At 61.3% G+C, this 25,119-nt stretch carries 24 protein-coding genes; 15 read left to right on the forward strand and 9 right to left on the reverse strand.

Annotated features, from left to right (window positions below; all coding sequences use genetic code 11):
• Positions 1–31 precede the first annotated feature (31 nt).
• The 5 genes from cheR to flgE all read left to right on the forward strand — a co-directional run bounded on the left by cheR (position 32) and on the right by flgE (position 4,138).
• On the forward strand, positions 32–859 hold the full coding sequence (cheR, locus tag LQ215_RS18160) for a CheR family methyltransferase (protein WP_230151862.1): 828 nt from the start codon (positions 32–34) through the stop codon (positions 857–859).
• Positions 860–1,218: 359 nt separating this feature from the next.
• Positions 1,219–1,626 carry a flagellar basal body rod protein FlgB gene (gene flgB / locus LQ215_RS18165; RefSeq protein WP_003204732.1) on the forward strand — a complete coding sequence of 136 codons (408 nt, stop codon included), beginning with the start codon at positions 1,219–1,221 and terminating at the stop codon, positions 1,624–1,626.
• Positions 1,627–1,629: 3 nt separating this feature from the next.
• A complete protein-coding gene (flgC, locus tag LQ215_RS18170) occupies positions 1,630–2,073 on the forward strand; it encodes a flagellar basal body rod protein FlgC (RefSeq protein WP_003204730.1) in 444 nt (147 codons plus the stop codon).
• Between the two features lie 15 nt (positions 2,074–2,088).
• Positions 2,089–2,811 carry a flagellar hook assembly protein FlgD gene (gene flgD / locus LQ215_RS18175; protein WP_230151865.1) on the forward strand — a complete coding sequence of 241 codons (723 nt, stop codon included), beginning with the start codon at positions 2,089–2,091 and terminating at the stop codon, positions 2,809–2,811.
• Positions 2,812–2,839: 28 nt separating this feature from the next.
• On the forward strand, positions 2,840–4,138 hold the full coding sequence (gene flgE, locus LQ215_RS18180; protein ID WP_230151868.1) for a flagellar hook protein FlgE: 1,299 nt from the start codon (positions 2,840–2,842) through the stop codon (positions 4,136–4,138).
• 265 nt (positions 4,139–4,403) lie between these two features.
• On the opposite strand, the gene LQ215_RS18185 is transcribed toward flgE, so the two are convergent.
• Entirely contained in the window at positions 4,404–7,295 is a 2,892-nt protein-coding gene (locus LQ215_RS18185) for a ribonucleoside-diphosphate reductase subunit alpha (protein ID WP_230151870.1), read from the reverse strand.
• 861 nt (positions 7,296–8,156) lie between these two features.
• Here LQ215_RS18185 and LQ215_RS18190 point away from each other — a divergent pair.
• Both LQ215_RS18190 and LQ215_RS18195 read left to right on the forward strand, forming a co-directional pair.
• On the forward strand, positions 8,157–8,879 hold the full coding sequence (locus tag LQ215_RS18190; RefSeq protein ID WP_230151873.1) for a response regulator: 723 nt from the start codon (positions 8,157–8,159) through the stop codon (positions 8,877–8,879).
• Positions 8,876–10,486, forward strand: coding sequence for an ATP-binding protein (locus LQ215_RS18195; RefSeq protein ID WP_230151875.1), 1,611 nt, complete (start codon positions 8,876–8,878; stop codon positions 10,484–10,486). The genes LQ215_RS18190 and LQ215_RS18195 overlap by 4 nt, the downstream gene beginning before the upstream one ends.
• Positions 10,487–10,618: 132 nt before the next feature.
• On the opposite strand, the gene LQ215_RS18200 is transcribed toward LQ215_RS18195, so the two are convergent.
• Entirely contained in the window at positions 10,619–11,344 is a 726-nt protein-coding gene (locus LQ215_RS18200; RefSeq protein WP_230151877.1) for a 4'-phosphopantetheinyl transferase family protein, read from the reverse strand.
• 199 nt (positions 11,345–11,543) lie between these two features.
• Entirely contained in the window at positions 11,544–12,338 is a 795-nt protein-coding gene (locus LQ215_RS18205) for a dienelactone hydrolase family protein (protein WP_230151879.1), read from the reverse strand.
• A 144-nt stretch (positions 12,339–12,482) separates the two neighbouring features.
• Between LQ215_RS18205 and LQ215_RS18210 the strand changes: the two genes are divergently transcribed.
• From LQ215_RS18210 to LQ215_RS18220, 3 genes are all read left to right on the forward strand, one after another.
• Positions 12,483–13,082: a porin family protein gene (locus LQ215_RS18210; RefSeq protein WP_230151881.1), complete on the forward strand. Its 600-nt coding sequence runs from the start codon at positions 12,483–12,485 to the stop codon at positions 13,080–13,082.
• A gap of 105 nt (positions 13,083–13,187) precedes the next feature.
• Positions 13,188–13,865: a response regulator gene (locus LQ215_RS18215; RefSeq protein ID WP_058542557.1), complete on the forward strand. Its 678-nt coding sequence runs from the start codon at positions 13,188–13,190 to the stop codon at positions 13,863–13,865.
• On the forward strand, positions 13,862–15,208 hold the full coding sequence (locus LQ215_RS18220; RefSeq protein WP_230151883.1) for an ATP-binding protein: 1,347 nt from the start codon (positions 13,862–13,864) through the stop codon (positions 15,206–15,208). The genes LQ215_RS18215 and LQ215_RS18220 overlap by 4 nt, the downstream gene beginning before the upstream one ends.
• A gap of 164 nt (positions 15,209–15,372) precedes the next feature.
• On the opposite strand, the gene LQ215_RS18225 is transcribed toward LQ215_RS18220, so the two are convergent.
• Positions 15,373–16,371: an AraC family transcriptional regulator gene (locus LQ215_RS18225; RefSeq protein WP_230151884.1), complete on the reverse strand. Its 999-nt coding sequence runs from the start codon at positions 16,369–16,371 to the stop codon at positions 15,373–15,375.
• A 333-nt stretch (positions 16,372–16,704) separates the two neighbouring features.
• Here LQ215_RS18225 and LQ215_RS18230 point away from each other — a divergent pair, with 333 nt between their 5' ends.
• Both LQ215_RS18230 and LQ215_RS18235 read left to right on the forward strand, forming a co-directional pair.
• Positions 16,705–18,057, forward strand: a complete 1,353-nt coding sequence (locus tag LQ215_RS18230) for a dicarboxylate/amino acid:cation symporter (protein WP_230151886.1) — start codon at positions 16,705–16,707, stop codon at positions 18,055–18,057.
• Between the two features lie 339 nt (positions 18,058–18,396).
• Entirely contained in the window at positions 18,397–19,578 is a 1,182-nt protein-coding gene (locus LQ215_RS18235; protein WP_230151888.1) for a CaiB/BaiF CoA transferase family protein, read from the forward strand.
• 119 nt (positions 19,579–19,697) lie between these two features.
• Here the strand turns inward: LQ215_RS18235 and LQ215_RS18240 are convergent, their stop codons facing one another.
• Positions 19,698–20,192 carry a SprT family zinc-dependent metalloprotease gene (locus tag LQ215_RS18240; RefSeq protein ID WP_003204703.1) on the reverse strand — a complete coding sequence of 165 codons (495 nt, stop codon included), beginning with the start codon at positions 20,190–20,192 and terminating at the stop codon, positions 19,698–19,700.
• Positions 20,193–20,364: 172 nt separating this feature from the next.
• Positions 20,365–20,967, reverse strand: coding sequence for a Yip1 family protein (locus LQ215_RS18245; RefSeq protein WP_230151891.1), 603 nt, complete (start codon positions 20,965–20,967; stop codon positions 20,365–20,367).
• 403 nt (positions 20,968–21,370) lie between these two features.
• Here LQ215_RS18245 and ttcA point away from each other — a divergent pair, with 403 nt between their 5' ends.
• Entirely contained in the window at positions 21,371–22,195 is an 825-nt protein-coding gene (gene ttcA / locus LQ215_RS18250) for a tRNA 2-thiocytidine(32) synthetase TtcA (protein WP_003204698.1), read from the forward strand.
• Between the two features lie 63 nt (positions 22,196–22,258).
• Positions 22,259–22,933 carry a DNA-3-methyladenine glycosylase I gene (locus tag LQ215_RS18255; protein ID WP_230151892.1) on the forward strand — a complete coding sequence of 225 codons (675 nt, stop codon included), beginning with the start codon at positions 22,259–22,261 and terminating at the stop codon, positions 22,931–22,933.
• A 99-nt stretch (positions 22,934–23,032) separates the two neighbouring features.
• On the opposite strand, the gene LQ215_RS18260 is transcribed toward LQ215_RS18255, so the two are convergent.
• Genes LQ215_RS18260 through arsC form a run of 3 tightly spaced genes read right to left on the reverse strand, consistent with a single transcriptional unit; the run spans position 23,033 to position 24,406 of the window.
• Positions 23,033–23,458: a DUF2069 domain-containing protein gene (locus LQ215_RS18260; protein WP_230151893.1), complete on the reverse strand. Its 426-nt coding sequence runs from the start codon at positions 23,456–23,458 to the stop codon at positions 23,033–23,035.
• Complete coding sequence (wrbA, locus tag LQ215_RS18265; protein WP_014339762.1) at positions 23,451–24,056, reverse strand: NAD(P)H:quinone oxidoreductase; 606 nt, start codon at positions 24,054–24,056, stop codon at positions 23,451–23,453. Before wrbA ends, LQ215_RS18260 begins: the two co-directional genes overlap by 8 nt.
• A complete protein-coding gene (gene arsC / locus LQ215_RS18270; protein WP_230151895.1) occupies positions 24,053–24,406 on the reverse strand; it encodes an arsenate reductase (glutaredoxin) in 354 nt (117 codons plus the stop codon). The genes wrbA and arsC overlap by 4 nt, the downstream gene beginning before the upstream one ends.
• Positions 24,407–24,520: 114 nt before the next feature.
• Between arsC and LQ215_RS18275 the strand changes: the two genes are divergently transcribed.
• Positions 24,521–24,988 carry a TlpA family protein disulfide reductase gene (locus LQ215_RS18275; RefSeq protein WP_018610328.1) on the forward strand — a complete coding sequence of 156 codons (468 nt, stop codon included), beginning with the start codon at positions 24,521–24,523 and terminating at the stop codon, positions 24,986–24,988.
• The last annotated feature ends 131 nt before the right edge of the window (positions 24,989–25,119 follow it).

A 25,119-nucleotide genomic window follows, 5' to 3' on the forward strand; every position in this document is an offset into this window, starting at 1 on the left:
GGCAAGTCAACACGATGAAAGAGGCGGTATTTTGTCTACGGGTAATTTGGATTTCGAACAGTTCCGGGTCTTCCTGGAAAAAGCCTGTGGCATCTTGCTTGGTGAAAACAAGCAGTACCTGGTGTCGAGCCGTCTCAATAAATTGATGGAACAACAGGGCCTCAAGTCATTGGGCGAACTGGTGCAGCGTATCCAGACCCAGCCGCGCAGTGGCTTGCGCGAGATGGTGGTGGACGCGATGACCACCAACGAAACCCTGTGGTTTCGCGACACCTATCCGTTCGAGGTGCTGAAGAACAAAGTGCTGCCGGCGGCCATCAAGGCCAGCCCGGGCCAGCGCCTGCGGATCTGGTCGGCAGCCTGTTCGTCGGGGCAGGAACCCTATTCGTTGTCGATGTCCATCGATGAGTTCGAACGGTCCAACCTCGGCCAGTTGAAAGGTGGCGTGCAGATCGTCGCCACCGACCTGTCCGGAACCATGCTCAATAACTGCAAGACCGGCGAGTACGACAGCCTGGCCATCGGCCGGGGCCTGTCGCCGGATCGCCTGCAACGGTACTTCGACCCGAAGGGGCCGGGTAAATGGGGGGTCAAGGCGCCGATCAAGAGCCGGGTGGAGTTCCGCTCGTTCAACCTGCTGGACAGCTATGCCAGCCTGGGCAAGTTCGACATCGTGTTTTGCCGCAACGTACTGATCTATTTCTCCGCCGAAGTGAAGAAAGACATCCTGCTGCGCATCCACAGCACGCTCAAGCCGGGCGGCTACCTGTTCCTCGGCGCCTCCGAGGCGTTGAACGGTTTGCCGGATCATTACCAGATGGTCCAGTGCAGCCCGGGGATCATCTACCAGGCGAAGTGATTGGCTTGAACTGTCAAAAAACGGGAGTCCCTTGGGGCTCCCGTTTTTTATGCCCGTCAATTTCCTTCCCGTCAAAATTATCCCTGTGGGAGCGAGCTTGCTCGCGATAGCGGTATTGCAGACGACATTAATGTTGACTGATACACCGTTATCGCGAGCAAGCTCGCTCCCACATTTTTGACCTCCTTTGCCTGATGAAAGCGGCAGAAAAGCGGCAGCCAGCGGAAGTCGATTGCCGCTTTTCTGGCATTGCCGCTTTGCCGCCGCCCGCAAAGCCCCGGTTTATGGGCTTTTTCAAAGTGGCACGGCGCTTGCTAAGTTCATCGTACGTACATTCTGGTCACCCAAAGGTTTCCGACATGAGCATCAGCTTCGATAAAGCGCTCGGTATCCACGAACAGGCCCTGAGCTTCCGCGCCCAGCGTGCCGAAGTCCTGGCCAACAACATCGCCAACGCCGACACCCCGAACTACAAGGCTCGGGACCTGGACTTCTCCAAAGTGCTCGCCGAGCAGAACGAGAAGACCAAGAACGGCCACTTCGCCTTGAACATGACCAACAGCCGGCATATCGAAGCCGAAGGCCTGGGCAATGGCGACGAATCGCTGATGTATCGCACGCCGATGCAACCTTCGATCGACCAGAACACCGTGGACGCTCAACTGGAACAGTCCAACTACGCGGAAAACTCCGTGAACTTCCAAGCCAGCTTCACCCTGCTCAACAGCAAGTTCAAAGGGCTGGTATCGGCCCTGCGCGGAGAGTAATCCATGTCGATCGCTAGCGTATTCAACATTGCCGGCAGTGCCATGAGTGCCCAGACCACTCGCCTGAACACCGTCGCCAGTAACATCGCCAACGCCGAGACCGTTTCGTCGAGCATCGACCAGACCTACCGCGCCCGCCATCCGGTATTCGCCACCATGTTCCAGGGCGGCCAGTCCGGCGGCAGCGACTCGCTGTTCCAGGAACAGGACGCGGCCGGGCAGGGCGTACAGGTGCTTGGCGTGGTCGAAGACCAGAGCAACCTCGAAGCACGTTATGAGCCAAACCATCCGGCGGCCGATGCCAAGGGTTATGTCTACTACCCGAACGTCAACGTCGTCGAAGAAATGGCCGACATGATTTCCGCCAGTCGTTCGTTCCAGACCAACGCCGAAATGATGAACACTGCCAAAACCATGATGCAGAAGGTCCTGACCCTCGGTCAGTGATAAGGGGCGATTCACATGAGCGTCACCAACACTACCAGCGGTTTGAGTCTCAACGAGATTCTGGCCAACTCCTCGGTCAAGACCAACACCACGACCGATGGCCTGGGCGCGGCGACCAGTGCGGCGACCGGCAAGAAGGAATTGGGCAAGGATGCATTCTTGCAGTTGCTGGTCACCCAGCTGAAGAACCAGAACCCGCTGGAGCCACAGGATAACGGCGAGTTCGTTGCCCAACTGGCGCAGTTCAGCAGCCTGGAAGGCATCACCACCCTCAACCAGACCGTGAGCGGCATCGCCGGCAACTACAACTCGTCCCAGGCGCTGCAAGCTTCGTCGCTGGTCGGTCGTTCGGTCATCGCCCCGGGCGACAAGGCCGTGGTCGATACCTCCAAGAGCCTCAACGGCACGGTGGTGGTACCGACATCGGTGTCTTCCGTGGCGGTCAAGATCGTGGACAAGGACGGCAAGACTGTTCGCACCATCGACTTGGGCAGTCAGAACGCCGGCAATTCCGCGTTCATCTGGGACGGCAAGAACGATGCGGGCACGGTCGTTGAATCGGGCACTTACACCTTCGCGGCCTCGACCACCATCGACGGCAAGGCCACGTCGCTGATCACCAACCTGCCGGCCACGGTCAGCAGCGTGACCATCAGCCAGACGGGCGGTGAGCTGATGCTCAACCTGGCCGGACTGGGCAGCATTGCCCTGTCCAAAGTACAAACTATTGGTATGTAGAGCCGACTAACCGGCAAAAGGAGTCAACATGTCTTTCAACATCGGCCTTAGCGGTCTCTATGCAGCCAACAAACAGCTGGACGTGACCGGCAACAACATCGCCAACGTCGCGACCACCGGTTTCAAATCGTCCCGCGCGGAATTCGAAGACGTCTACTCGGCCACCAAGCTGGGTTCGGGCAGCAAGACCGTCGGCAACGGCGTGCGCCTGGCCAACGTTTCCCAGCAGTTCGGCCAGGGTGACGTGAACAACACCGGCAACGTGCTGGACATGGGCATCCAGGGCCAGGGCTTCTTTGTCCTGAGCAACGACGGTTCGCTGAGCTACACCCGTGCCGGTACCTTCAAGACCGACAAGGAAGGCTTCATCACCAACAGCGATGGCACTTCGCGTCTGCAAGGCTATGGTGTGGATGCCAACGGCAAGATCCAGAACGGCATCTTGACCGACCTGCGCATCGACACCTCGAACCTGCCGCCGAGTGCCACCAGCCTGGTTTCCTCGACGATCAACCTGAACTCGACGGCAACTGCGATCACTGCCGCGTTCAATCCAAGCGACACCGCCACGTTCACCAAGCAATTCACCACCCCGGTCTACGACACCCAGGGTAACCAGCATTCCATGGACCAGTACATGGTCAAGACTGCCGGCAACACCTGGAATGTCTATACCTTGATCGATGGTCGTAACCTCAACGGCACCGCGCCGACCACGACCGGTGCGAACGCGCCGATTCCTTCGACCATGAACTTCGATTCGAGCGGCAAGTTGACCACGGTCACCACTCCGCCAGCGACGGTCAATAGCGATCTGGTACTGACCGGTTGGGTCCCTGGCACCGTGACCAACGGTGTATGGGCCGCCAACGGCGCGGCGAGTGCGCCAACCATCACGATTTCCATGGGCAACACCACCCAGTTCAACGCCGACACCGCTCGTTCGATTCCCGCCCAGAACGGCTACGCCACCGGCCAGATCACCAACCTGACCATCGACGGCAGCGGTGTTTTGCTGGCCAACTTCAGCAACAACCAGACCAAGCCGATCGGCCAGCTCGCGCTCGCCAGCTTCACCAACGAGCAAGGTTTGCAGCCGGTAGGCGGCACCAGCTGGAAAGAAACCTTCGCCTCGGGCATCCCGGGCTACGATGCCCCGGAAACTGGCACTTTGGGTTCGATCGTCTCCAACTCCCTGGAAGAGTCCAACGTCAACCTGACCAACGAACTGGTCGAGCTGATCAAGGCCCAGAGCAACTACCAGGCGAACGCCAAGACCATCTCCACCCAGAGCACCATCATGCAGACCATTATTCAGATGGCTTGATGTCGATGGTGGCTTGAAGGCTGTACAAGAAGCCCCTCGAGAGAGGGGCTTTTTCATGGGCTATGGTTTTGTATTGTTTGGGCCGGCCTCATCGCGAGCAGGCTCGCTCCCACATTGGAATGCGTACGACTGTGGGAGCGAGCCTGCTCGCGATGGGGTCTGGCCAGACGCCGACTGTTCTCCAGGCAAAAGAAAACCCCCGATAAACCAGCGGTCTATCGGGGGCTTCTTTCAGCAGGCGCCTTTACGCGCCCACTCGCTCAGCTTATTGGCAAGCTTCGCAATCCGGCTCGTCGATCGCGCAGGCCTTAGGCACTGGCGCGGGGCCGGCTGGAGCAGCCAGGACCGAATCGTCACCGTGGTTGCCGCCGCTGGAAACAGCGTTCAGCTTGCCGGTGTTGATGGTCGACTTCTCGGTGCTGGTGGCGGCCAGGGCACGGAGGTAGTAAGTGGTTTTCAGGCCACGGTACCAAGCCATGCGATAGGTCACGTCGAGCTTCTTGCCCGAGGCGCCGGCGATGTACAGGTTCAGCGACTGAGCCTGGTCGATCCACTTCTGGCGACGGCTGGCGGCGTCGACGATCCACTTGGTGTCCACTTCGAACGCAGTGGCGTAGAGCGCTTTGAGCTCTTGCGGGATGCGTTCGATCTGTTGCACCGAGCCATCGTAGTACTTCAGGTCGTTGATCATGACCGAGTCCCACAGGCCGCGAGCCTTGAGGTCGCGAACCAGGTACGGGTTGATCACGGTGAATTCGCCCGACAGGTTCGATTTCACATACAGGTTCTGGTAGGTCGGTTCGATCGACTGCGACACGCCGGTGATGTTGGCGATGGTGGCGGTCGGTGCGATGGCCATGATGTTGGAGTTACGGATGCCTTTCTGCACACGGGCGCGAACCGGTGCCCAGTCCAGGGATTCGTTCAGGTCGACGTCGATGTACTTCTGGCCGCGCTGGGCGATCAGGATCTGTTGCGAGTCCAGCGGCAGGATGCCCTGGGACCACAGCGAACCCTGGAACGTCTCGTAGGCGCCACGCTCGTCGGCCAGGTCGCAGGAAGCCTGGATCGCGTAGTAGCTGACCGCTTCCATGGACTTGTCGGCGAACTCGACCGCGGCATCGGAACCGTACGGGATGTGCTGCAGGTACAAGGCGTCCTGGAAGCCCATGATGCCCAGGCCGACCGGACGGTGCTTGAAGTTGGAGTTCTTCGCTTGCGGCACCGAGTAGTAGTTGATGTCGATCACGTTGTCGAGCATGCGCACGGCGGTGTTCACGGTGCGTTGCAGCTTGGCGGTGTCCAGCTTGCCGTCGACGATGTGGTTCGGCAGGTTGATCGAGCCCAGGTTGCAGACCGCGATCTCATCCTTGTTGGTGTTCAGGGTGATCTCGGTGCACAGGTTCGAGCTGTGGACCACGCCCACGTGCTGCTGCGGGCTGCGCAGGTTGCACGGGTCCTTGAAGGTCAGCCATGGGTGGCCGGTTTCGAACAGCATCGACAGCATCTTGCGCCACAGGTCTTTGGCCTGGACGACTTTGAACAGCTTGATCTTGTTGTACTCGGTCAGGGCTTCGTAGTACTCGTAGCGCTCTTCGAAAGCCTTGCCGGTCAGGTCGTGCAGGTCCGGCACTTCGGACGGCGAGAACAGGGTCCACTTGCCGTCATCGAAGACGCGCTTCATGAACAGGTCGGGGATCCAGTTGGCGGTGTTCATGTCGTGGGTACGACGACGGTCATCACCGGTGTTCTTGCGCAGCTCGATGAACTCTTCGATGTCCATGTGCCAGGTTTCCAGGTAGGCACAGACCGCGCCCTTGCGCTTGCCGCCCTGGTTGACCGCGACCGCGGTGTCGTTGACCACTTTGAGGAACGGCACGACGCCCTGGGATTTGCCGTTGGTGCCCTTGATGTACGAGCCCAATGCGCGAACCGGGGTCCAGTCGTTGCCCAGGCCACCGGCGAATTTCGACAGCATGGCGTTGTCGTGGATGGCGCCGTAGATGCCCGACAAGTCGTCCGGCACGGTGGTCAGGTAGCAGCTCGACAGTTGTGGACGCAGGGTACCGGCGTTGAACAGGGTCGGGGTCGAGGCCATGTAGTCGAAGGACGACAACAGGTTGTAGAACTCGATCGCACGGTCTTCGCGCTGCTTCTCTTCGATTGCCAGGCCCATGGCCACGCGCATGAAGAAGATCTGCGGCAGTTCGAAACGCACGCCATCCTTGTGGATGAAGTAACGGTCGTACAGGGTTTGCAGGCCCAGGTAGGTGAACTGCTGGTCGCGCTCGTGGTTGATCGCCTTGCCGAGTTTTTCCAGGTCGAATTCGGCCAGGACCGGGTTCAGCAATTCGAACTCGATGCCCTTGGCAACATAAGCGGGCAACGCCTTGGCGTACAGGTCGACCATTTCGTGGTGGGTCGCGCTCTCGGCGACTTCCAGGAAGCTCAGGCCTTCGGCACGCAGGGTGTCCATCAGCAGGCGGGCGGTCACGAAGGAGTAGTTCGGCTCGCGTTCCACCAGGGTTCGCGCGGTCATCACCAACGCGGTGTTGACGTCCTTGAGCGCAACGCCGTCATAGAGGTTCTTCAGGGTTTCGCGCTGGATCAGGTCGCCATCGACTTCTTCCAGGCCTTCGCAGGCTTCGGTGACGATGGTGTTCAGGCGGCCCATGTCCAGCGGCGCCAGGCTGCCGTCGGCGCGGGCGATGCGGATCGAAGGGTGGGCCTGGACCGGAGCGTCGGCCGGGGAACGGGTGGCACGTTCCTTGGCGCGGGAGTCACGGTAGATCACGTAGTCGCGGGCCACTTTCTGCTCGCCGGCACGCATCAGGGCCAGTTCGACCTGGTCCTGGATTTCTTCGATGTGGATGGTGCCGCCCGAAGGCATGCGACGCTTGAAGGTCGCGGTGACCTGTTCGGTCAGGCGGGCCACGGTGTCATGGATTCGCGACGAAGCGGCAGCGGTGCCACCTTCAACTGCGAGAAACGCTTTGGTGATGGCGACGGTAATCTTGTCATCGGTGTAAGGAACGACAGTGCCGTTACGCTTGATCACACGCAGTTGGCCCGGCGCGGTGGCGGACAGATCCGGGGTCGAATCGGCGGCCAGCGGCGCGGTGCCCTGCGGGTTCTCGCGAGTTGTGTCGGTGTGCATGGGTGTCTCCACGTTCTCTATGTTTGTTTGGGCACCATCACGGTGCCCACCGTTCCGTCCTGAAGCACTACAACCGACTGGCGCCGGGCATAACAACTTCGGGACAGTAGGAAGCAGGCGTTTAATGCCGCTTCCATCCGAAGTTCTCAGGTTGCGAGCGGGGCTCGAAACCGGGTTGCCGGGGTGGCAGCAATTGACTGCAACACCCGTACCGTTTCGGTCGTTTTCGACCTGGAAACAGTTGCCATCCGCAGGGGCGGTCTGGGCTTGGGGAAATACGGTGTTTCAGCTGGACAGAAGCAAGAAAAGCGCTTGAATTCTCTGTCCGACTTGTGTTTGGTTTTTGGCCTGAAACCCTACATGTAGGGTTTTTTGCGCGGCGGGCTACAAGATAATGCGTTTTTGGGGGGTATGCAACGTACTACCTGTGGATAAGCCTGTGCGTAATTTGTGTGCGAAACGTGGAACGGCTCTGTAGGCCGCGACCTAGCTGGAGTGGACCTTTTTTCATCGGTTTCGACGATCCGAAAAGCGCCCGGTGATTTTTGCGGGCGCGGACGTTACCACATAAAACCCAGCCGATCGAAACGCATTTGTCCGCTTGTTTTCTGCGCAGGCGACGTTTATACAATCGGCCCATGCGTGGGTGTGTTTATCCTCCTTTAACATGACAAAAAGATGGGCGGAGCTGTTTCCGAATAGTTGAAGCGGGCACTTTGTGGCGAGGGAGCTTGCTCCCGCTCGAGTGCGCAGCGCTCGCAAGTTTTTTGGGGCCGCTTCGCAGCCCAGCGGGAGCAAGCTCCCTCGCCACAGGGGCCGTGTTGATCCTTCCTTTTATATTCGCAGCAAGACGAGGCCCCAGTGGAACAAGAAGCCTGGCAGGTATTGATCGTCGAGGATGACCAGCGTCTGGCCGAGCTGACCCGGGAATACCTCGAAAGCAACGGGTTGCGTGTCGCCATCGAAGGCGACGGCGCGGTGGCGGCGGCGCGGATCATTGCCGAACAGCCGGACCTGGTGGTCCTCGATCTGATGCTGCCCGGCGAAGACGGCCTGAGCATCTGTCGCAAGGTGCGTGGGCATTATGACGGGCCGATCCTGATGCTCACCGCCCGCACCGACGACACCGATCAGATCCAGGGCCTGGACCTGGGCGCCGATGATTACGTCTGCAAGCCGGTTCGCCCGCGTTTGCTCTTGGCGCGTATCCAGGCCCTGCTGCGGCGCAGCGAACCGGAGCCGAGCGTGGCGCAGAAGCAGCGCCGCCTGCAATTCGGCCCGCTGGTGGTCGACGACGCCTTGCGCGAAGCCTGGTTGCAGGGCAACGGTATCGAGCTGACCAGCGCCGAGTTCGACCTGCTGTGGCTGCTGGTGTCCAATGCCGGGCGCGTCCTGTCCCGGGAAGAAATCTTCACCGCCCTGCGCGGCATCGGTTATGACGGCCAGGACCGTTCAATCGACGTGCGCATTTCACGCATCCGCCCCAAGATCGGCGACGACCCGGACCATCCACGGCTGATCAAGACCATTCGCAGCAAGGGCTACCTGTTCGTTCCTGAAGCCTGCGTAGACCTGGCGCCGTGAATTCGATCTTCCTGCGTATCTACGGCGGCATGTGCGCCGCACTGGTGCTGGTGGCGGTTCTCGGCGTACTTGCCCTGCACCTGCTCAACCAGACCCGCAGCGAGCAATACCGCGAGCGCCTGGCCCACGGCACGTTTTCGCTGATGGCCGACAACCTGCGGCCGATGAACGATACCGAGCGTCGCCGGGCATTGGTGGTGTGGGAGCGCCTGCTGGGTATTCCCCTGGCCTTGCAGACGTTTCCCCAGACTGACCTCGACCTCGGCCAGCGCACCCGCGTGCTGCGCGGCCAGGCATTGGTGGAGCAAACCGGGCCGCATGCGGCAAAAGTCTATCGGCTGATCAATGATGCCGAGCAATTGATGTTGGTCGGGGAGGTTCAGCAGATCAGCGAGCAACTGGCCCGCGCAACCATTTACCTGTTGGCCGACGAGCTGGTGCGTTACCCCGTGGCCGAACAACCCAAGCGGCTGGCGCAACTGGCGCAGGAAAAAGGTTTTGGTTTCGATCTGCGACTCATGACCGCCGAGCAGGCGGACATGGACGACGACCAGCGCCGTCGTGTGTCCGAGGGCGATACGGTGATGGCCTTGGGCAAGGGCGGCGACTCCATCCGGGTCTTCGCCGGCATGGTCGGCACGCCGTGGGTGTTGGAGATCGGTCCGCTGTACCAGATGAACCCTTATCCGCCGCAATGGCTGGTGCTGATTGCGGCGCTCGGCTTGAGCCTGATCGGCTTGATCGTCTACCTGCTGGTGCGCCAGCTGGAGCGGCGCTTGCGTGGCCTGGAGTCGGCCGCCACCCAAATCGCCCAGGGCAGCCTGGAAACCCGGGTGCCGGCCCGAGGCGCCGACTCGGTCGGGCGATTGGCCGCTGCGTTCAATGGCATGGCCGAGCACCTGCAGCAACTGCTGGCGATCCAGCGTGAGCTGGTGCGGGCGGTATCCCACGAATTGCGTACCCCGGTGGCGCGCCTGCGCTTCGGCCTGGAAATGCTCGGCAGCGCCACTACACCCCAGGCCCGGGACAAATACCTGGCGGGCATGGACCACGACATTGAAGACCTGGATCGGCTGGTGGACGAAATGCTCACCTACGCGCGGCTGGAGCAGGGTTCGCCGGCCCTGAATTTCCAGCGGGTGGACCTGGATGCGCTGGTCAATCAAGTGATCGATGAACTGGGGCCGTTGCGGGCGGGGGTCACGGTTGAGCGCGGTCTATGCCTGTCGGCCGCTGATTGCGACGGCGCCTGGGTCGAGGCCGAGCCACGTTTTCTGCATCGCGCCTTGCAGAACCTGGTAGGTAACGCCATGCGCCACGCCCATTCCAAGGTCACGGTCAGTTACCAGGTAGGCCAGTTGCGCTGCCGGGTGGATGTGGAGGATGACGGGCCGGGCGTGCCGGAAGCGGCGTGGGAGCGGATTTTCAAACCTTTCCTGCGCCTGGACGACAGCCGCGCCCGGGCGTCGGGCGGCCATGGGCTGGGGCTGTCGATCGTGCGGCGGATCATCCACTGGCATGACGGTCGGGCGCTGATCGGCAAGAGCAAGAGCCTGGGCGGGGCGTGCTTCAGTTTGAGCTGGCCGAGGCATCAGGACAGGTCTTGATGGATGGGGTGCCTGATCGACCGCCATCGCGGGCAAGCCTTGCTCCCACAGCAAACAGCACTTGAATGAAGGAGCACTGACCTGTGGGAGCAAGGCTTGCCCGCGATGAGGCCCTGAAAAGCAGCACAGCTCTCAGGCCTTGATCCCCACCAGACTCAACAACTGCCCATCCTTCACCCCAAACTGCGCCTGCAACTCACTGCCATGGCGCCACTCGTTCGACAGGTCCGTCAGCAAGCGCAGGCGCACCTGTCCATCGTGTGTCCAATCCAGCACCTCGGCATGCTCGAAATAAAAGCGCTGCCTGACGATCGGGTACAGCGCCTTGAACAGGCTTTCCTTCACGGAAAAGGTCAGGGTCACCAGCAAGGCCCGGTCATCGCGCGCGAGTTGGGTCATGCGCTGCAACTCTGGCGAGGTGAGGATTTCACCGGCCAGGCGCTCGGCGCGCTCGGGGTCGAGCAGGTTTTCGACGTCCATGCCCAGCCCTTGCCAGTGATCTTTTTTCGCGACGATAGCCGCCGCCCGACCCGTGCTGTGGGTGATCGAGCCGCTGACATGGGCCGGCCACACCGGGGCGCGGTCTTCGCCGATGGCCGGCACGCAGGCCTGGCCGTCGAGCCGCTGCAATGCCGCCCGGGCGCAGATCCGCCCGGCCAGGAATTCTGCCTGGCGCTTGGCCACCGAGCGCTGGATGCTCGCTGGTGGTTCGATGGCACTGTTGGGAAAGTCGGCGCCCACCAGCAACAACGGGTCGAAGCGCGTGCTCAGCAGCACCGTGTCGGGCAGGGCGTCGGGCAATAGCCAGTGTTCATCCAAAGGCGAGCAGCAGGCGGGCAGGGTGGGGAGTGTGTTCATGCCGGGCATTTTGCCGGGTTGGTTGGAGGCTGGATAGTGGGGGGCGTGTGTATGGGGCAGAGGCCGGCTTTTGTGGCGAGGGAGCTTGCTCCCGCTGGGCTGCGAAGCGGCCCCGATAATCTGTGAGCGCTACGCACTCAAGCGGGAGCAAGCTCCCTCGCCACAAAAGCGTCATCTGTTTCAGCTGAAAGAATCGATTTCAGCCAAAGATTTTCTTGAAGAACTTCTGCATGTCCGCCCACGACTTCTCATCGGCTTCCTTGTTGTAGCCAATGTCCGGCCCGCCATGTTCGCCGTGGCTCAAGCGGTCGGCATCGGGGTTGCTGAAGCCGTGCTTGGCGCCTTTGAGGCTGACAAATTTATAGTCGGCGCCGGCCTTGTCCATCTCGCTCTTGAACGCGGTGACGTTGTCTTGGGTAACCATGCTGTCCTGGGCGCCATGCTCGACCAGCACCTTGGCCTTGACGCTGCCAGGCGTTGCCGGGGTGTTGGTCACCAGTGCACCGTGGAAACTCACCACACCGGCCAGCGGCACACCCTGGCGCGCCGCGTCGAGCACCACTTTGCCGCCGAAGCAGTAGCCGATGGCGGCGAGTTTGTGCGGATCGGTCTGGGGTTGTTTCTTCAGCAGGTCGAGACCGGCCTGGAAGCGGGCACTGGCCGCCGCCGCGCCGTCCTTGAGCGCCGCCTGCATGAAGGCCATGGCGTCCTTGGGGTGCTCGGTGTTCTTGCCGTCACCGTACATGTCGATAGCCAGGGCGCTGTAGCCCAGGCCCGCGAGGTCACGGGCACGGCGCTTGGCGTAGTCGTTCAGCCCCCACCATTCATGCACCACCACCACGCCCGGGCGCGGGCCCTTGACGGCGTCGTCATACGCGTAATAGCCGATCAGCTGGGTGCCGTCGGCACTGGTGTAGGGGAGCTCCTGGGTCTGGATAGCGGCGTGGCTCACGCCGCTCATGGCCAGAAGTACAACAGCAAGCAGCCTGCGCATGACGGATCTCCTTATGAAAGTGGTCCGCACAGATTAGCCGATTCATTCAGCGCAGGTTCAGAGAACGTTCAAGGGGTGTTCAGGGGGCGCTGGTTAAGGTGACGGCGACTTCACAGTTCACCCACGCTGCAAAGGAACTTGACCATGACTGCTATGAAAAAACTGCTGTTGGCTTTCACCGTACTGGGCGCCAGCGCCCTGGCCCACGCCGATGACAACTTCGCCAGCCTGACCCTCGGCCAGACCAGCGACAAGGTGAAGAAATCCAACGCCCTGGACAGTGCCCTGAACAACCCGAACGCCGACGGCGTCATCGGTAAGGACGCCACCTATGGCATCCGATTGGGCAAGCAAAACGACCAGGGCCGCTACTACGCCACCTACGACAACGTCTCGGGCACCCACAACGGCATCAAGCTGCGCCAGGAAAACCTGTTGGGCAGCTACGATGTGTTCTATCCGGTCACCAGCAGCACCAAGCTGTTCGGTGGCGGCACGGCAGGCCTGACCAAGCTGACCCAGGATTCTCCCGGCTTCAGCCGCGACAGCGACATCGGCTATGCCGTGGGCCTGCAAGGGGGCGTGCTGCAACAAATTTCGCAAAACACCTCGGTTGAACTGGGTTACCGTTACCTGCGCAGCAATGCCAGCACCGAGATGAGCCCGCACGGTAGCGACAAGGTTGGCTCGCTGGACCTGACCAGCAGCGCCCAGACGTACCTGTCCGCCAACTACACGTTCTAAGCGGTTGATGGTGAGCGTATCCCGCCGGATCGGTCGAAGACGATCCGGCGCCTTTCGTTGAGGTACGCGGCACTAGATTGTTTGATTTGCCTGGGGAGAGGCTCCGTGAAATTACTGGTCGTCGAAGACGAAGCGCTGTTGCGTCACCACCTGCAAACTCGTCTCACCGACAGCGGCCATGTGGTGCAGGCCGTGGCCAATGCCGAAGAGGCCTTGTACCAGGTCCGGGAATTCAACCATGACCTGGCGGTGATCGACCTGGGGCTGCCGGGCATCAGCGGGCTGGAACTGATCCGTCGGCTGCGCTCGCAGGACAAGACGTTTCCGATCCTGATCCTCACCGCCCGCGGCAATTGGCAGGACAAGGTCGAAGGCCTGGCCGCCGGTGCCGACGACTACGTGGTCAAGCCGTTTCAGTTCGAAGAGCTGGAGGCCCGCTTGAACGCCCTGTTGCGCCGCTCCAGTGGTTTTACCCAATCGACCATCGTCGCCGGCCCGTTGCTGCTGGACCTCAATCGCAAGCAGGCGTCCCTGGATGAACAACCGCTGGCGTTGACCGCCTATGAGTACCGCATTCTTGAATACCTCATGCGCCATCACCAGCAAGTGGTGGCCAAGGACCGCTTGATGGAGCAGCTTTACCCCGATGACGACGAGCGTGATCCCAATGTCATCGAAGTGCTGGTCGGGCGCCTGCGCCGTAAGCTGGAAGCCCCGGCCGGCTTCAAGCCGATCGACACCGTGCGTGGCCTGGGTTACCTGTTCAACGAGCGCTGCCAGTGATTCGTTCGCTTCGCCTGCGCTTGATGCTGGCTGCCATGACCCTGGCGGTGCTGTTCATGCTGGCCTTGTTGCCGGCCATGCAAGGCGCGTTCAGCCTGGCGTTGCAGGAATCCATCGAGCAACGCCTGGCCTCGGATGTGACCACGCTGATTTCCGCCGCCCGCGTGGAGAACAATCGCTTGAAGATGCCGGCGCAGTTGCCCGATGAGCGTTTCAACCTCGCCGATGCCCGACTGCTGGGCTACATCTATGATCGCGAGGGGCGGTTGGTCTGGCGCTCGAAGGCCACCCGGGAAGAAAACATCAACTACACGCCACGCTATGACGGCCAGGGCAATCAGTTCGCGCGCATTCGCGAGAACGACGGCCAGGAGTTTTTTGTCTACGACGTCGAGATCAAGTTGCTCGGCGGCCAGAGCGCTGCGTTCAGCATCGTCACTCTGCAACCGGTGCGCGACTACGAGGTGACCTTGCAGGGGCTGCGGGACAATCTCTACCTGGGCTTTGGTGCGGCCCTGGCGGTGTTGCTGGCCTTGTTGTGGATCGGCCTGACCTGGGGCTTGCGGGCGTTGCGGCGCCTGAGCCAGGAGCTGGACGAAATCGAAAGCGGGGCCCGGGAAAGCCTCAGTACCGAGCATCCCCGGGAGCTGTTACGCCTGACCGGCTCCCTCAACCGTCTGTTGTACAGCGAGCGGGAGCAGCGCAGCCGTTATCGCGATTCCCTCGATGACCTGGCCCATAGCTTGAAGACCCCGTTGGCGGTGTTGCAGGGCGTCAGCGAGGACATGGCCCGGCGCCCCGAAGACCGTGGCCAGGCTTGGGTGCTGCAATCCCAGATCGAGCGCATGAGCCAGCAGATCGGCTACCAACTGCAACGCGCCAGCCTGCGCAAAAGCGGGCTGGTGCGCCATCAGGTGCGCTTGCGCCCGGTGCTGCAAAGCCTGTGTGACACTCTGGACAAGGTCTATCGTGACAAACGCGTCAATGTCCGTTTCGATCTGCCAGAGCACTGCCAGGTGCCGATCGAACAGGGCGCCTTGCTGGAGATGCTCGGCAACCTGCTGGAAAACGCCTATCGGCTGTGCCTGGGCGAGGTGCGCGTCAGCGTGCACCAGACCCTCGGCGGCACGGAGTTGAGCGTCGAGGACGACGGGCCGGGCGTGCCGCCGGATCAACGTGCGCGGATTCTCCAGCGCGGCGAGCGACTGGATCGCCAGCATCCGGGGCAGGGTATTGGCCTGGCGGTGGTCAAGGACATCATCGAGAGCTACGGCGCCAAGTTGACCCTGGGGGATTCAGAGTTGGGCGGGGCGGCGTTCCGGATTCACTTTCCGGTGGTTTGACAGAAGTGTTTTCTGTGTGTGTGCGGGCCCCTGTGGCGAGGGAGCTTGCTCCCGCTCGAGTGCGTAGCGCTCGCAAGTTTTTGGGGCCGCTTCGCAGCCCAGCGGGAGCAAGCTCCCTCGCCACAGGAGACGGTGGATACACCACAGAAGTTGGATGTCACCACTCAACTCTCCAACTCCCGATAAGCCCCCGGCGTGACCCCCGTCCATTTCTTGAACGCCCGGTGAAACGCCGACGGCTCCGAGAACCCCAACTGCTCGGCGATCTGCTGCAACGACAAATCCGCACGCCCCAAGTGGTAGATGGCGATATCCCGCCGCAGCTGATCCTTGAGTTCCTGGAAGCTGGTGCCTTCCTCACGCAAATGCCGGCGCAAGGTCTGCGGGCTGATGTGCAGATGGCTGGCGACGGTGTCCAGGTCGGGCCAGCGGGCGCTGTCGCGGCTGAGCAAGCGGCGTAGCTGGCTGCTCAGGCTGTGGCCATCGTCCGGGCGCGACAGCAGGTCGGCGGGGGAGCGTTCGAGGAAATACTTGAGGGTGCGTTCGTCCTGCAGCAGCGGCATGTCCAGGTAGCGGCTGTGGAACAACAGGCTGCTGCTGTGTGCGTCGAATACCAGCGGACAGGGAAACAGTAAGTCGTATTCGGCACCGTGGGCGGGTTTGGTGTAGCCGAAGGTCGCCTGTTCCAGGCCGATCCGCTGGCCGATCAGCCAACTGGCCAGGCGATGCCAGACCACCAGCAAGCTTTCAGTCAGGAAGTGATCCGGGTCCCACAGCGTCGAATCGTCCAGCACCAGTCGCACTCGCTCGCCTTCGGCTTCCAGCGTCAGGCTCGGCGCGTCGGGGAACAGGCTGTAGAACAGCAAACCGCGCTGCAGGGCCTTGCCCAAGGTCCGACAGTGGATCAACGCGTGACACATCATGGCAAACGTCCCGGGTTTACTCGCAGCCCTGCCGAACCCCAGGTATTCGTCCCCCAATGCCAGCCACAGCGCCTGCAACAAGCGCGCGAACTGCTCGGGCGCAATCCGCGCGCGCGGTTCATCCAACAGCTCCGGGCTGATGCCCAGCTGTTGCAACAGAGGAAAATAGTCGAAGCCTTGCCGACGCGCGCCGCCCAGGGCTGCGCGGGCGAAGTGGCTGGCGATCGTGCGTTGGCGCATGGCTGAAGTCCGTCCGTTAAGCGGGCGATGGTAGCAGGGCACTGCGACTCGACAAGGCGGATATCCGCCAAATCCCGGAGTGAGAAACTTCCTGCGGGCGGAAATCCGCCACATTCAACACCCGTGTTTAATCCTTGAATAATTCCAGGACCCTTCTGCAATAACGCTTGTAGGGATTTTCTGAAAAATGGCACGAGCCTTGCGATAGAGCACATAGGTCTGCCGCGTGCAGCCGACAAAAAACAAATCCCTCCAGTGCAGGAGGGTTCGCAATTGAGGTGCCGTGGACGACAGGTGGAAGTCGTCAAACGGGACTCTTGAGGAAGGTTTGCCATGACGACTCGTCAGCCACTGTACAAATCCCTGTATTTCCAGGTGATCGTAGCCATTGCCATCGGTATTTTGCTCGGTCACTTCTACCCGCAGACCGGTGTTGCCCTCAAGCCATTTGGCGACGGGTTCATCAAACTGATCAAAATGGTCATCGCTCCCATCATCTTCTGCACCGTCGTGAGCGGCATCGCCGGCATGCAGAACATGAAGTCGGTGGGCAAGACCGGTGGCTTCGCGCTGCTGTACTTCGAAATTGTTTCCACCGTTGCCCTGCTGATCGGCCTGGTCGTGGTCAACGTCGTGCAACCGGGCGCCGGCATGCACATCGATGTGTCGACCCTGGACACCAGCAAGATCGCTGGCTTCATTTCGGCAGGTAAAGACCAGAGCATCATTGCCTTCATCCTCAACGTGATCCCGAACACCATCGTCGGCGCGTTCGCCAACGGCGACATCCTGCAAGTGCTGATGTTCTCGGTGATCTTCGGTTTTGCCCTGCACCGCCTGGGTGCCTACGGCAAGCCGGTGCTGGACTTCATCGATCGCTTCGCCCACGTGATGTTCATCATCATCAACATGATCATGAAGCTGGCCCCCCTCGGTGCCTTCGGTGCCATGGCCTTCACCATCGGTGCCTACGGTGTCGGTTCGCTGGTGCAACTGGGCCAGCTGATGATCTGCTTCTACATCACCTGCGTGGTGTTCGTGCTGGTCGTACTAGGCGCCATCTGCCGCGCCCACGGCTTCAGCGTCGTCAAGTTGATCCGCTACATCCGTGAAGAACTGCTGATCGTGCTGGGTACTTCCTCGTCGGAATCGGCCCTGCCACGCATGCTGATCAAGATGGAGCGCCTGGGTGCCAAGAAGTCGGTCGTAGGCCTGGTGATTCCGACTGGCTACTCGTTCAACCTCGACGGTACTTCGATCTACCTGACCATGGCTGCGGTGTTCATTGCCCAGGCCACTGACACCCAGATGGACCTGACTCACCAGATCACCCTGCTGCTGGTGCTACTGCTGTCGTCCAAGGGTGCGGCCGGCGTGACCGGTAGCGGCTTCATCGTGCTGGCGGCCACCCTGTCGGCCGTGGGCACCTTGCCGGTGGCCGGCCTGGCCCTGATCCTGGGTATCGACCGCTTCATGTCCGAAGCCCGCGCCCTGACCAACCTGGTGGGCAACGCCGTCGCCACGATCGTGGTTGCCAAGTGGGTCAAGGAACTGGACGAAGACCAGTTGCAGACCGAGCTGGCTTCCGGTGGTCGTGGTATCTCCGACGTCCGTGAAGATGACGAGCAGATCGCAGCGGCGCAGATTGTAGCGGCTGAAACCTCTGCTCCTGGCGCTGTGAGGTAATCTTCACGCCGCAATGAAAAACCCGCTTCGGCGGGTTTTTTATTGGTTCTCAATTTTGAAGCTGGCGCGCTTCTGTGGCGAGGGAGCTTGCTCCCGCTGGGCTGTGTAGGAGCTGTCGAGTGCAACGAGGCTGCGATCTTTCCGAAGGCGCTTGAATCTCAAGCGAAAGATCAAAAGATCGCAGCCTTCGGCAGCTCCTACAGAACCCAGCGGGAGCAAGCTCCCTCGCTACAATGGTCCTGGACTGAGCGGATTGGTCAGCTCAAACGACACCTGCGGTAATTGCCCCATCACTAGCCCCTGCCTAGTCTCTAACCATCACCCTCTCGGAGATCGTCCATGCAAGGCCCACTGGCATCGCTCAAGGTTCTGGACTTCTCGACCCTGCTGCCCGGCCCGTTCGCCTCGCTGTTGTTGGCGGACATGGGGGCCGAGGTGCTGCGCATCGAGTCGCCGACCCGCCAGGACCTGCTGCGAGTGTTGCCGCCCCATGACCAGGGGGTATCGGCCAGCCATGCCTACCTCAACCGCAACAAGCGCAGCCTGGCCCTGGACCTCAAGCAGCCGGAGGCGTTGGCGGTGGTCACGCAATTGCTCGGGGACCACGACATCCTCCTGGAACAATTCCGCCCCGGCGTGATGGAGCGACTGGGCCTGGGGTACGAGGCCTTGAAGGCGATCAATCCGCGGCTGATCTATGTGTCGATCACCGGCTACGGCCAGACCGGGCCCTACAAGGACCGCGCCGGTCACGACATCAATTACCTGGCCCTGGCGGGGCTGGCCAGCCACACCGGCCGTGCCGACAGCGGTCCGTTGCCGCTGGGGATCCAGGCGGCGGACATCGCCGGTGGTTCGTTGCACGGGGTGATCGGGCTGTTGGCGGCGGTCATCGCCCGTCAGCAAACCGGGCAGGGCCAGCACCTGGACGTGAGCATGACTGACTGCGTGTTCAGCCTTAACGCCATGGCTGGTGCCGGTTACCTGGCCTGCGGTGTCGAGCCGGGTTGGGAAAAGCAGATGCTCAACGGCGGCAGCTTCTATGACTATTACCGCACCCGCGATGGTCGCTGGATGTCGGTGGGCAGCCTGGAACCGGCGTTCATGCAGGCGTTGTGCGGGGCCTTGGGGCGGCCGGAACTGGCGGCCCAGGGGTTGTCGCCCAAGCCCGAACAACAACACGCCCTCAAGCAGGCGCTGCAAGCCGAGTTTGAAAAACACGATTTTGCCGAGCTGTGCAGCCTGTTTGCCGGAATCGATGCTTGCGTCGAGCCGGTGCTGGGCCTGGGGGAAGCTGTCCGGCATCCGCAGTTACAGGCTCGGGAGCTGGTGACACAGGTGCCTCGGGGCGATGGTTCGAGCCAGGCGCAGATGGCCTGTCCGTTGAAGTTTTCCGAAGGGTTGCCCGAGCCTCGGCATATTGGCGCGGCGCTGGGGGCGCATACGGATCAGGTGTTGGGGGAGTTGGGGTTTAGTGCGCAGCGGATCGAAGCGTTGCGTAAGCGCGGGGTGGTTTTGTAGCGTCTGTCAGGCCGCCATCGCGAGCAAGCTCGCTCCCACACTGGATTTGCGGCGCTCACAAAACCCCTGTGGGAGCGAGCTTGCTCGCGATGAGGCCAGCCCAGACACCACAAATCCTGCTATTCGACCCGGGTTTCTCCACTGAACACCAAGGTATTGCGGCAGCTACGGCACAAATACCGCCGTCCCTGGCGCACCAGGCTGTGGCGCTGGGCCGAGAACGGGAAGTCGCTGCCGTCGCATGGGCATTTGTAGATGTAGCGGGTCACGCTGCGGCGTTTGATTTCGTAGGTGTGGCAGCGGTTGGGCGGCAGTTCGTAGACCCCGCGCATGATCAGTTGCCATTCCTCGCCATGGGGCTGGATGCGTTCGCCAAACAGTTGATGGGCGATCAGGTGCGCGACTTCATGGGCGACGGTTTGCTTGAGGAAATCTTCGGCGTTTTCCCGATACAACTGTGGATTGAAGCGCAGCAGATTCTCATGCAGGTGCGCGACACCGGCCTTCTGGCCACGCAATTTGAAGCTGACGACGGGGCGTTTGAAAGGACGTTTGAAAAAGGATTCGGCTTGTTGGTAACACTCTTCGACGCGGGTATTGAGTTGCTCGAGCATGCTTTACGGGTCTCCAGAAGCCCGAGTATGCCGCAAGCGCCGGCCGTTGCGAATCGTCCAGGCGCCCAGTGGTCGTTTCGAGCGGCTCAAACACAGGAAGGCCGCCTTGCGGCGGCCTGTGTCGGCAGATCCTGTTTTTATTGGAGGGTACTATCGGGACCGTTTCAATCCTTCAATTGGTATAGACCGGGCCGACGCCGAGCCCCCAGACAATCACCGTGAACGCCATGATCGCCACCAGCACCACCAGGCCGACGGCGAGCACCGAACTGGAAAACAGAAAACCTTCGTCCTGGTGAATATTCATGAACGTCGGCAAGCCCACATACAGCAGGTAGACCGTGTAGCAGATCGCCGCTGTGCCGACGATCATCCCCAGCCACATGTGCGGGTAGAGCGCCGCCAGGCCGCCGATGAACAAAGGTGTCGCGGTGTAGGTGGCGAACGCGACGCAACGGGCCAGGCTCGGATTGGCGTCGTAGGTGCGGGCCATCCAGTGGATGAAGGCGCCCATCACTGCCACACCGCCCAACATGGCCAGGTATGACATGACAGTCATCCACAGCGCACTTTCCTGGGTAAGCATGACCGGTGCACGATTGCCGATGACCCATCCCACCTGCGTGGTGCCGATGAACGCCGATACCGCGGGAATGGCCGCCAGGATCAGCGTGTGGGTGAGGTACATGTGGCTGATGCTTTCCTCCTGATCGCCACGGATTTCTTTCCATTCTTGATCAGGGTGGGTAAAGAGCCCCACGACATGATGGATCATAGTCAGTCACTCCTTTGTTATTGCCATCGCCCCCCAACGGAGCGCCTACGGGCCAAATGGCCGGGTAAGTAAAGGTCTGTAAGTGTGTGCGACCTTATGTCGCAGTATAGAAAGGAGTCTGCGCAAGGGGGATGGGGGGCTTAGAGCAAATCGCGCTGTATGCCGTGGTGCTAATCGCCGATGGGTCTGTACACAACCCTGGCAAAGACATTCACCTTGTGGGAGCAAGGCTTGCCCGCGATGGAAGCGATGCGGTCTTTCAGAAACCGAGCCGTCTGTTTTCGCGAGCAAGCTTTGCTCCCACAATGGTCTCGCCACAAAAGTGCCTGTCATCAGCCTTCGCCGACGGCGGATTTTTTGCGTAAAATGCCGGCCTTTCGTCACACCTCACGGATTTCGCGTCATGGGCACTCTTACGGTCAACCAGAACAAACTGCAAAAGCGCCTGCGCCGCCAGGCCGGTGAGGCGGTCGCCGATTTCAACATGATCGAGGACGGCGACAAGGTCATGGTCTGCCTGTCCGGCGGCAAGGACAGCTACACCTTGCTCGATGTGTTGATGCATCTGCAGAAGGTTGCGCCGATCAAGTTCGACATCGTCGCGGTGAACATGGACCAGAAGCAGCCCGGGTTCCCCGAGCATGTGCTGCCGGCCTACCTCGAGTCGCTGGGCGTGGAATATCACATCGTCGAGAAAGACACCTATTCGGTGGTCAAGGAACTGATTCCCGAAGGCAAGACCACCTGTTCGCTGTGCTCACGCCTGCGGCGCGGCACGCTCTACACCTTCGCCGACGAGATCGGCGCAACCAAGATGGCCCTGGGGCACCATCGCGACGACATCGTCGAGACCTTCTTCCTGAACATGTTCTACAACGGCTCGCTCAAGGCCATGCCGCCCAAGCTGCGTGCCGATGACGGGCGCAACGTGGTGATCCGCCCGCTGGCCTATTGCAGCGAGAAAGACATCCAGGCCTATTCGGATTTCAAGCAATTCCCGATCATCCCCTGCAACCTGTGCGGCTCCCAGGAAAACCTGCAACGCCAGGTGGTCAAGGAGATGCTCCAGGAATGGGAACGCAAGACCCCGGGCCGTACCGAGAGCATTTTCCGCGGCTTGCAGAACGTCATTCCGTCGCAACTGGCGGACCGCAACCTGTTTGACTTCACCAACCTGCGCATCGACGAAAACGCCACGCCGCGGTTCGTCAATGTGGTGAACCTCTGACTCTACCGATAGTTATTACGGCGCTTTCAAGCGCCGTTTTCATTTTTAACCCCAGGAGAGGGCATGCGCGATTACAAGTGGCTGCACGAGTATTGTCTGAACCGCTTCGGTTCGGCGGCTGAACTGGAAGCCCGGCTGCCGGTGCCCAAGACCCCGGCGCAACTGCGCAAGATCAGCGACGACCGCTACCTCTCGACCCTGGCGCTGCGGGTCTTTCGCGCCGGGCTCAAGCACAGCCTGGTGGACGCCAAGTGGCCGGCGTTCGAGGAAGTGTTCTTCAAGTTCGACCCGGAAAAAGTCGTGCTGATGGGCGCCGAGCACCTGGAGCGATTGATGCAGGATACGCGGATCATCCGCCACCTGGGCAAGCTCAAGAGCGTGCCGCGCAACGCGCAATTGATCCTAGACGTGGCCCATGAAAAGGGCAGCTTCGGCGCGCTGGTCGCCGACTGGCCGGTGACCGACATCGTCGGCCTGTGGACCTACCTGAAAAAGCACGGCCATCAACTGGGTGGCCTGTCGGCACCGCGCTTCCTGCGAATGATGGGCAAGGACACCTTCACGCCCAGTTATGACGTAGTGGCGGCGCTCAATGCCCAAGAGATCATCGACAAAGTCCCCACCAGCCAGCGGGACCTGGCGACGGTGCAGAATGCCTTCAACCAATGGCATGAACAGAGTGGCGGACGGCCGATGTCGCAGATATCGATGATGCTGGCGTACACCGTCAATCATTGAAATCGCGTCGCGCCCATCGCGAGCAAGCTCGCTCCCACACTGGATCTTTGGCGTTCACAAAACCCCTGTGGGAGCGAGCTTGCTCGCGATGGCGGCCTATCAGGCGACGGAAGGCTCGCCTTCGCCAGCCAACCGCCGATTCAACTGAAACCGCCAACGCACATACAACAACGCCGAGCAGAACACCGCCACGCTCGCCGCCATTTCCAGCACACCGAACAGTTGCCGGTTCGGGTCGTAGGCCGCCAGTGCGCCCTTGATGAAGTACAAGTTCACCACGAAGCACATCCATGAGTGTCCGCGGGCGCTGCCGGTGAGCATGCCGGGGGCGAGGATCAGCAGCGGCATCAGTTCGATCAGCAGAATCACCCAGGGGCGCGCGCCGTGCAGGTCGGCGATCAGCAGGTAATAAGCGCTGAGCAACCCCACCAGGCCGAGAAAGCACAGCAGGCTGAGGGCGCGGGCGACGCGTACGCGCGGTTCCAGCCATTGGATCGAGGGCAGGATCTTCGGCTTCTTAGCCACGGCCGTTCTCCAGCAACAGGGCGGTCTTCGCCAGGCGCGAACCCAAGGCGCGGCACAGGGCCACTTCATGTTCGTTCAAGCCGCTTTTGCCGTCGGCCCCGGCGTGATGGCTCGGGCCATAGGGCGTGCCACCGCCCTGGGTGTCGATCAGGGCCGATTCGCTGTAGGGCAGGCCAGTGATCAGCATGCCGTGATGCAACAGCGGCAGCATCATCGACAGCAGGGTGGTTTCCTGGCCGCCGTGCAGGCTCGCGGTGGAGGTGAACACCCCGGCCGGTTTGCCCACCAGCGCGCCGGTCAGCCACAGGTTGCTGGTGCCGTCGAGAAAGTACTTGAGCGGCGCGGCCATGTTGCCGAAACGGGTCGGGCTGCCCAGGGCCAAGCCGGCGCAGTTCTTCAGGTCATCGAGGCTGGCGTAGAGCGGGCCTTGCTCAGGGATGTCCGGGGAAACCGCTTCGCACTCGGCAGAAATCGCCGGCACCGTACGCAACCTGGCTTCCAGCCCGGCTTGCTCGACACCGCGGGCGATCTGCCGGGCCATTTCGTTGGTGGAGCCGCTGCGGCTGTAATACAGCACCAGGATGTACGGCGTGGTCACGGCAGAATCTCCAGGATTTTCTCCGGCGGACGGCCGACCACGGCTTTTTCCCCGACTTCGAGAATCGGCCGTTCCATGAGTTTCGGGTGGGCGGCAATGGCGGCGATCAACTGGGCCTGGCTCAGGCTTTCGTCGGCCAGGTTCAGGGCTTTGTATTCGTCCTCGCCAGTGCGCAGCAATTGCCGGGCGCTGATGTCGAGCTTGCCCAGCAGGCGTTCCAGTTGCGCGGCGTCGAGCGGGGTTTCCAGGTAGCGGACCACGTTGGGCGTCAGGCCACGGGCCTCCAACAGTTCCAGCGCACCGCGGGATTTCGAGCAGCGCGGGTTGTGATAAAGCGTCAGATCGGTCATGAGCGGGTCGCATCTTGCGTAAGGTGGCGGCTATTCTACTGTGCCGCGAAGTCCCTAGCACCAGAGAGAGGCGACGGGTCGCAGCAGCGTTCACATTCAGACAAGGATCGGCACATGGCAAGGCGATTGACGGCGGCACTGACATTCATCGGCATTTTGTTGCTCGCCGGCTGCGGGAACGACTACGGCGTTGACCAGAACGGCCAGGCCATTGCCTCGCAGCGGCTGGACAAACAGTGGGTGGTGCTCAACTACTGGGCCGAATGGTGCGCGCCGTGCCGTACCGAAATCCCGGAATTCAATGCCTTGGCCGAACAGCTCAAGGGCCGCAACATCGGTGTGTTCGGGGTCAACTTCGACCAGGTGCAGGGCGAAGAACTCAAGAGTGCCAGCGACAAGATGGGAATTCGCTTCACGGTGCTGGCCCGGGACCCGGCCGAGATCTTCGACCTTCCTCGCAGTGAAGGGCTACCGGTGACGTACATCATCGATAACCAGGGCAAGGTGCGCGAGCAGTTGCTGGGGGAGCAGACGGCGGCGGGGGTGATGGCCAAGCTTGAGGCGTTGCAGGCGCTCAAATAACACCTGTTGTCGCAAGGGGCTTTTTGTGGCGAGGGAGCTTGCTCCCGCTGGGTTGCGCAGCGGCCCCCAAATGTATCTGTCACCGCGGGGGCATCAGACCGGACGCAGGGGCCTGCTGCGCAGTCCAGCGG

The organism is Pseudomonas brassicacearum (genome assembly GCF_918698105.1).
GTDB classification, from domain to species: Bacteria; Pseudomonadota; Gammaproteobacteria; order Pseudomonadales; family Pseudomonadaceae; genus Aquipseudomonas; species Aquipseudomonas brassicacearum_F.

Excerpts from the sequence above, each read along its gene's own strand:
- LQ215_RS18230 (WP_230151886.1), top strand. The coding sequence starts at position 16,705 with ATGACGACTCGTCAGCCACTGTACAAATCCCTGTATTTCCAGGTGATC.
- LQ215_RS18225 (WP_230151884.1), bottom strand. The coding sequence starts at position 16,371 with ATGCGCCAACGCACGATCGCCAGCCACTTCGCCCGCGCAGCCCTGGGC.
- LQ215_RS18185 (WP_230151870.1), bottom strand. The coding sequence starts at position 7,295 with ATGCACACCGACACAACTCGCGAGAACCCGCAGGGCACCGCGCCGCTG.
- LQ215_RS18200 (WP_230151877.1), bottom strand. The coding sequence starts at position 11,344 with ATGAACACACTCCCCACCCTGCCCGCCTGCTGCTCGCCTTTGGATGAA.
- ttcA (WP_003204698.1), top strand. The coding sequence starts at position 21,371 with ATGGGCACTCTTACGGTCAACCAGAACAAACTGCAAAAGCGCCTGCGC.
- LQ215_RS18235 (WP_230151888.1), top strand. The coding sequence starts at position 18,397 with ATGCAAGGCCCACTGGCATCGCTCAAGGTTCTGGACTTCTCGACCCTG.
- flgB (WP_003204732.1), top strand. The coding sequence starts at position 1,219 with ATGAGCATCAGCTTCGATAAAGCGCTCGGTATCCACGAACAGGCCCTG.
- LQ215_RS18205 (WP_230151879.1), bottom strand. The coding sequence starts at position 12,338 with ATGCGCAGGCTGCTTGCTGTTGTACTTCTGGCCATGAGCGGCGTGAGC.
- flgC (WP_003204730.1), top strand. The coding sequence starts at position 1,630 with ATGTCGATCGCTAGCGTATTCAACATTGCCGGCAGTGCCATGAGTGCC.
- LQ215_RS18210 (WP_230151881.1), top strand. The coding sequence starts at position 12,483 with ATGACTGCTATGAAAAAACTGCTGTTGGCTTTCACCGTACTGGGCGCC.
- LQ215_RS18240 (WP_003204703.1), bottom strand. The coding sequence starts at position 20,192 with ATGCTCGAGCAACTCAATACCCGCGTCGAAGAGTGTTACCAACAAGCC.
- LQ215_RS18275 (WP_018610328.1), top strand. The coding sequence starts at position 24,521 with ATGGCAAGGCGATTGACGGCGGCACTGACATTCATCGGCATTTTGTTG.
- LQ215_RS18245 (WP_230151891.1), bottom strand. The coding sequence starts at position 20,967 with ATGATCCATCATGTCGTGGGGCTCTTTACCCACCCTGATCAAGAATGG.
- LQ215_RS18255 (WP_230151892.1), top strand. The coding sequence starts at position 22,259 with ATGCGCGATTACAAGTGGCTGCACGAGTATTGTCTGAACCGCTTCGGT.
- arsC (WP_230151895.1), bottom strand. The coding sequence starts at position 24,406 with ATGACCGATCTGACGCTTTATCACAACCCGCGCTGCTCGAAATCCCGC.
- flgE (WP_230151868.1), top strand. The coding sequence starts at position 2,840 with ATGTCTTTCAACATCGGCCTTAGCGGTCTCTATGCAGCCAACAAACAG.
- flgD (WP_230151865.1), top strand. The coding sequence starts at position 2,089 with ATGAGCGTCACCAACACTACCAGCGGTTTGAGTCTCAACGAGATTCTG.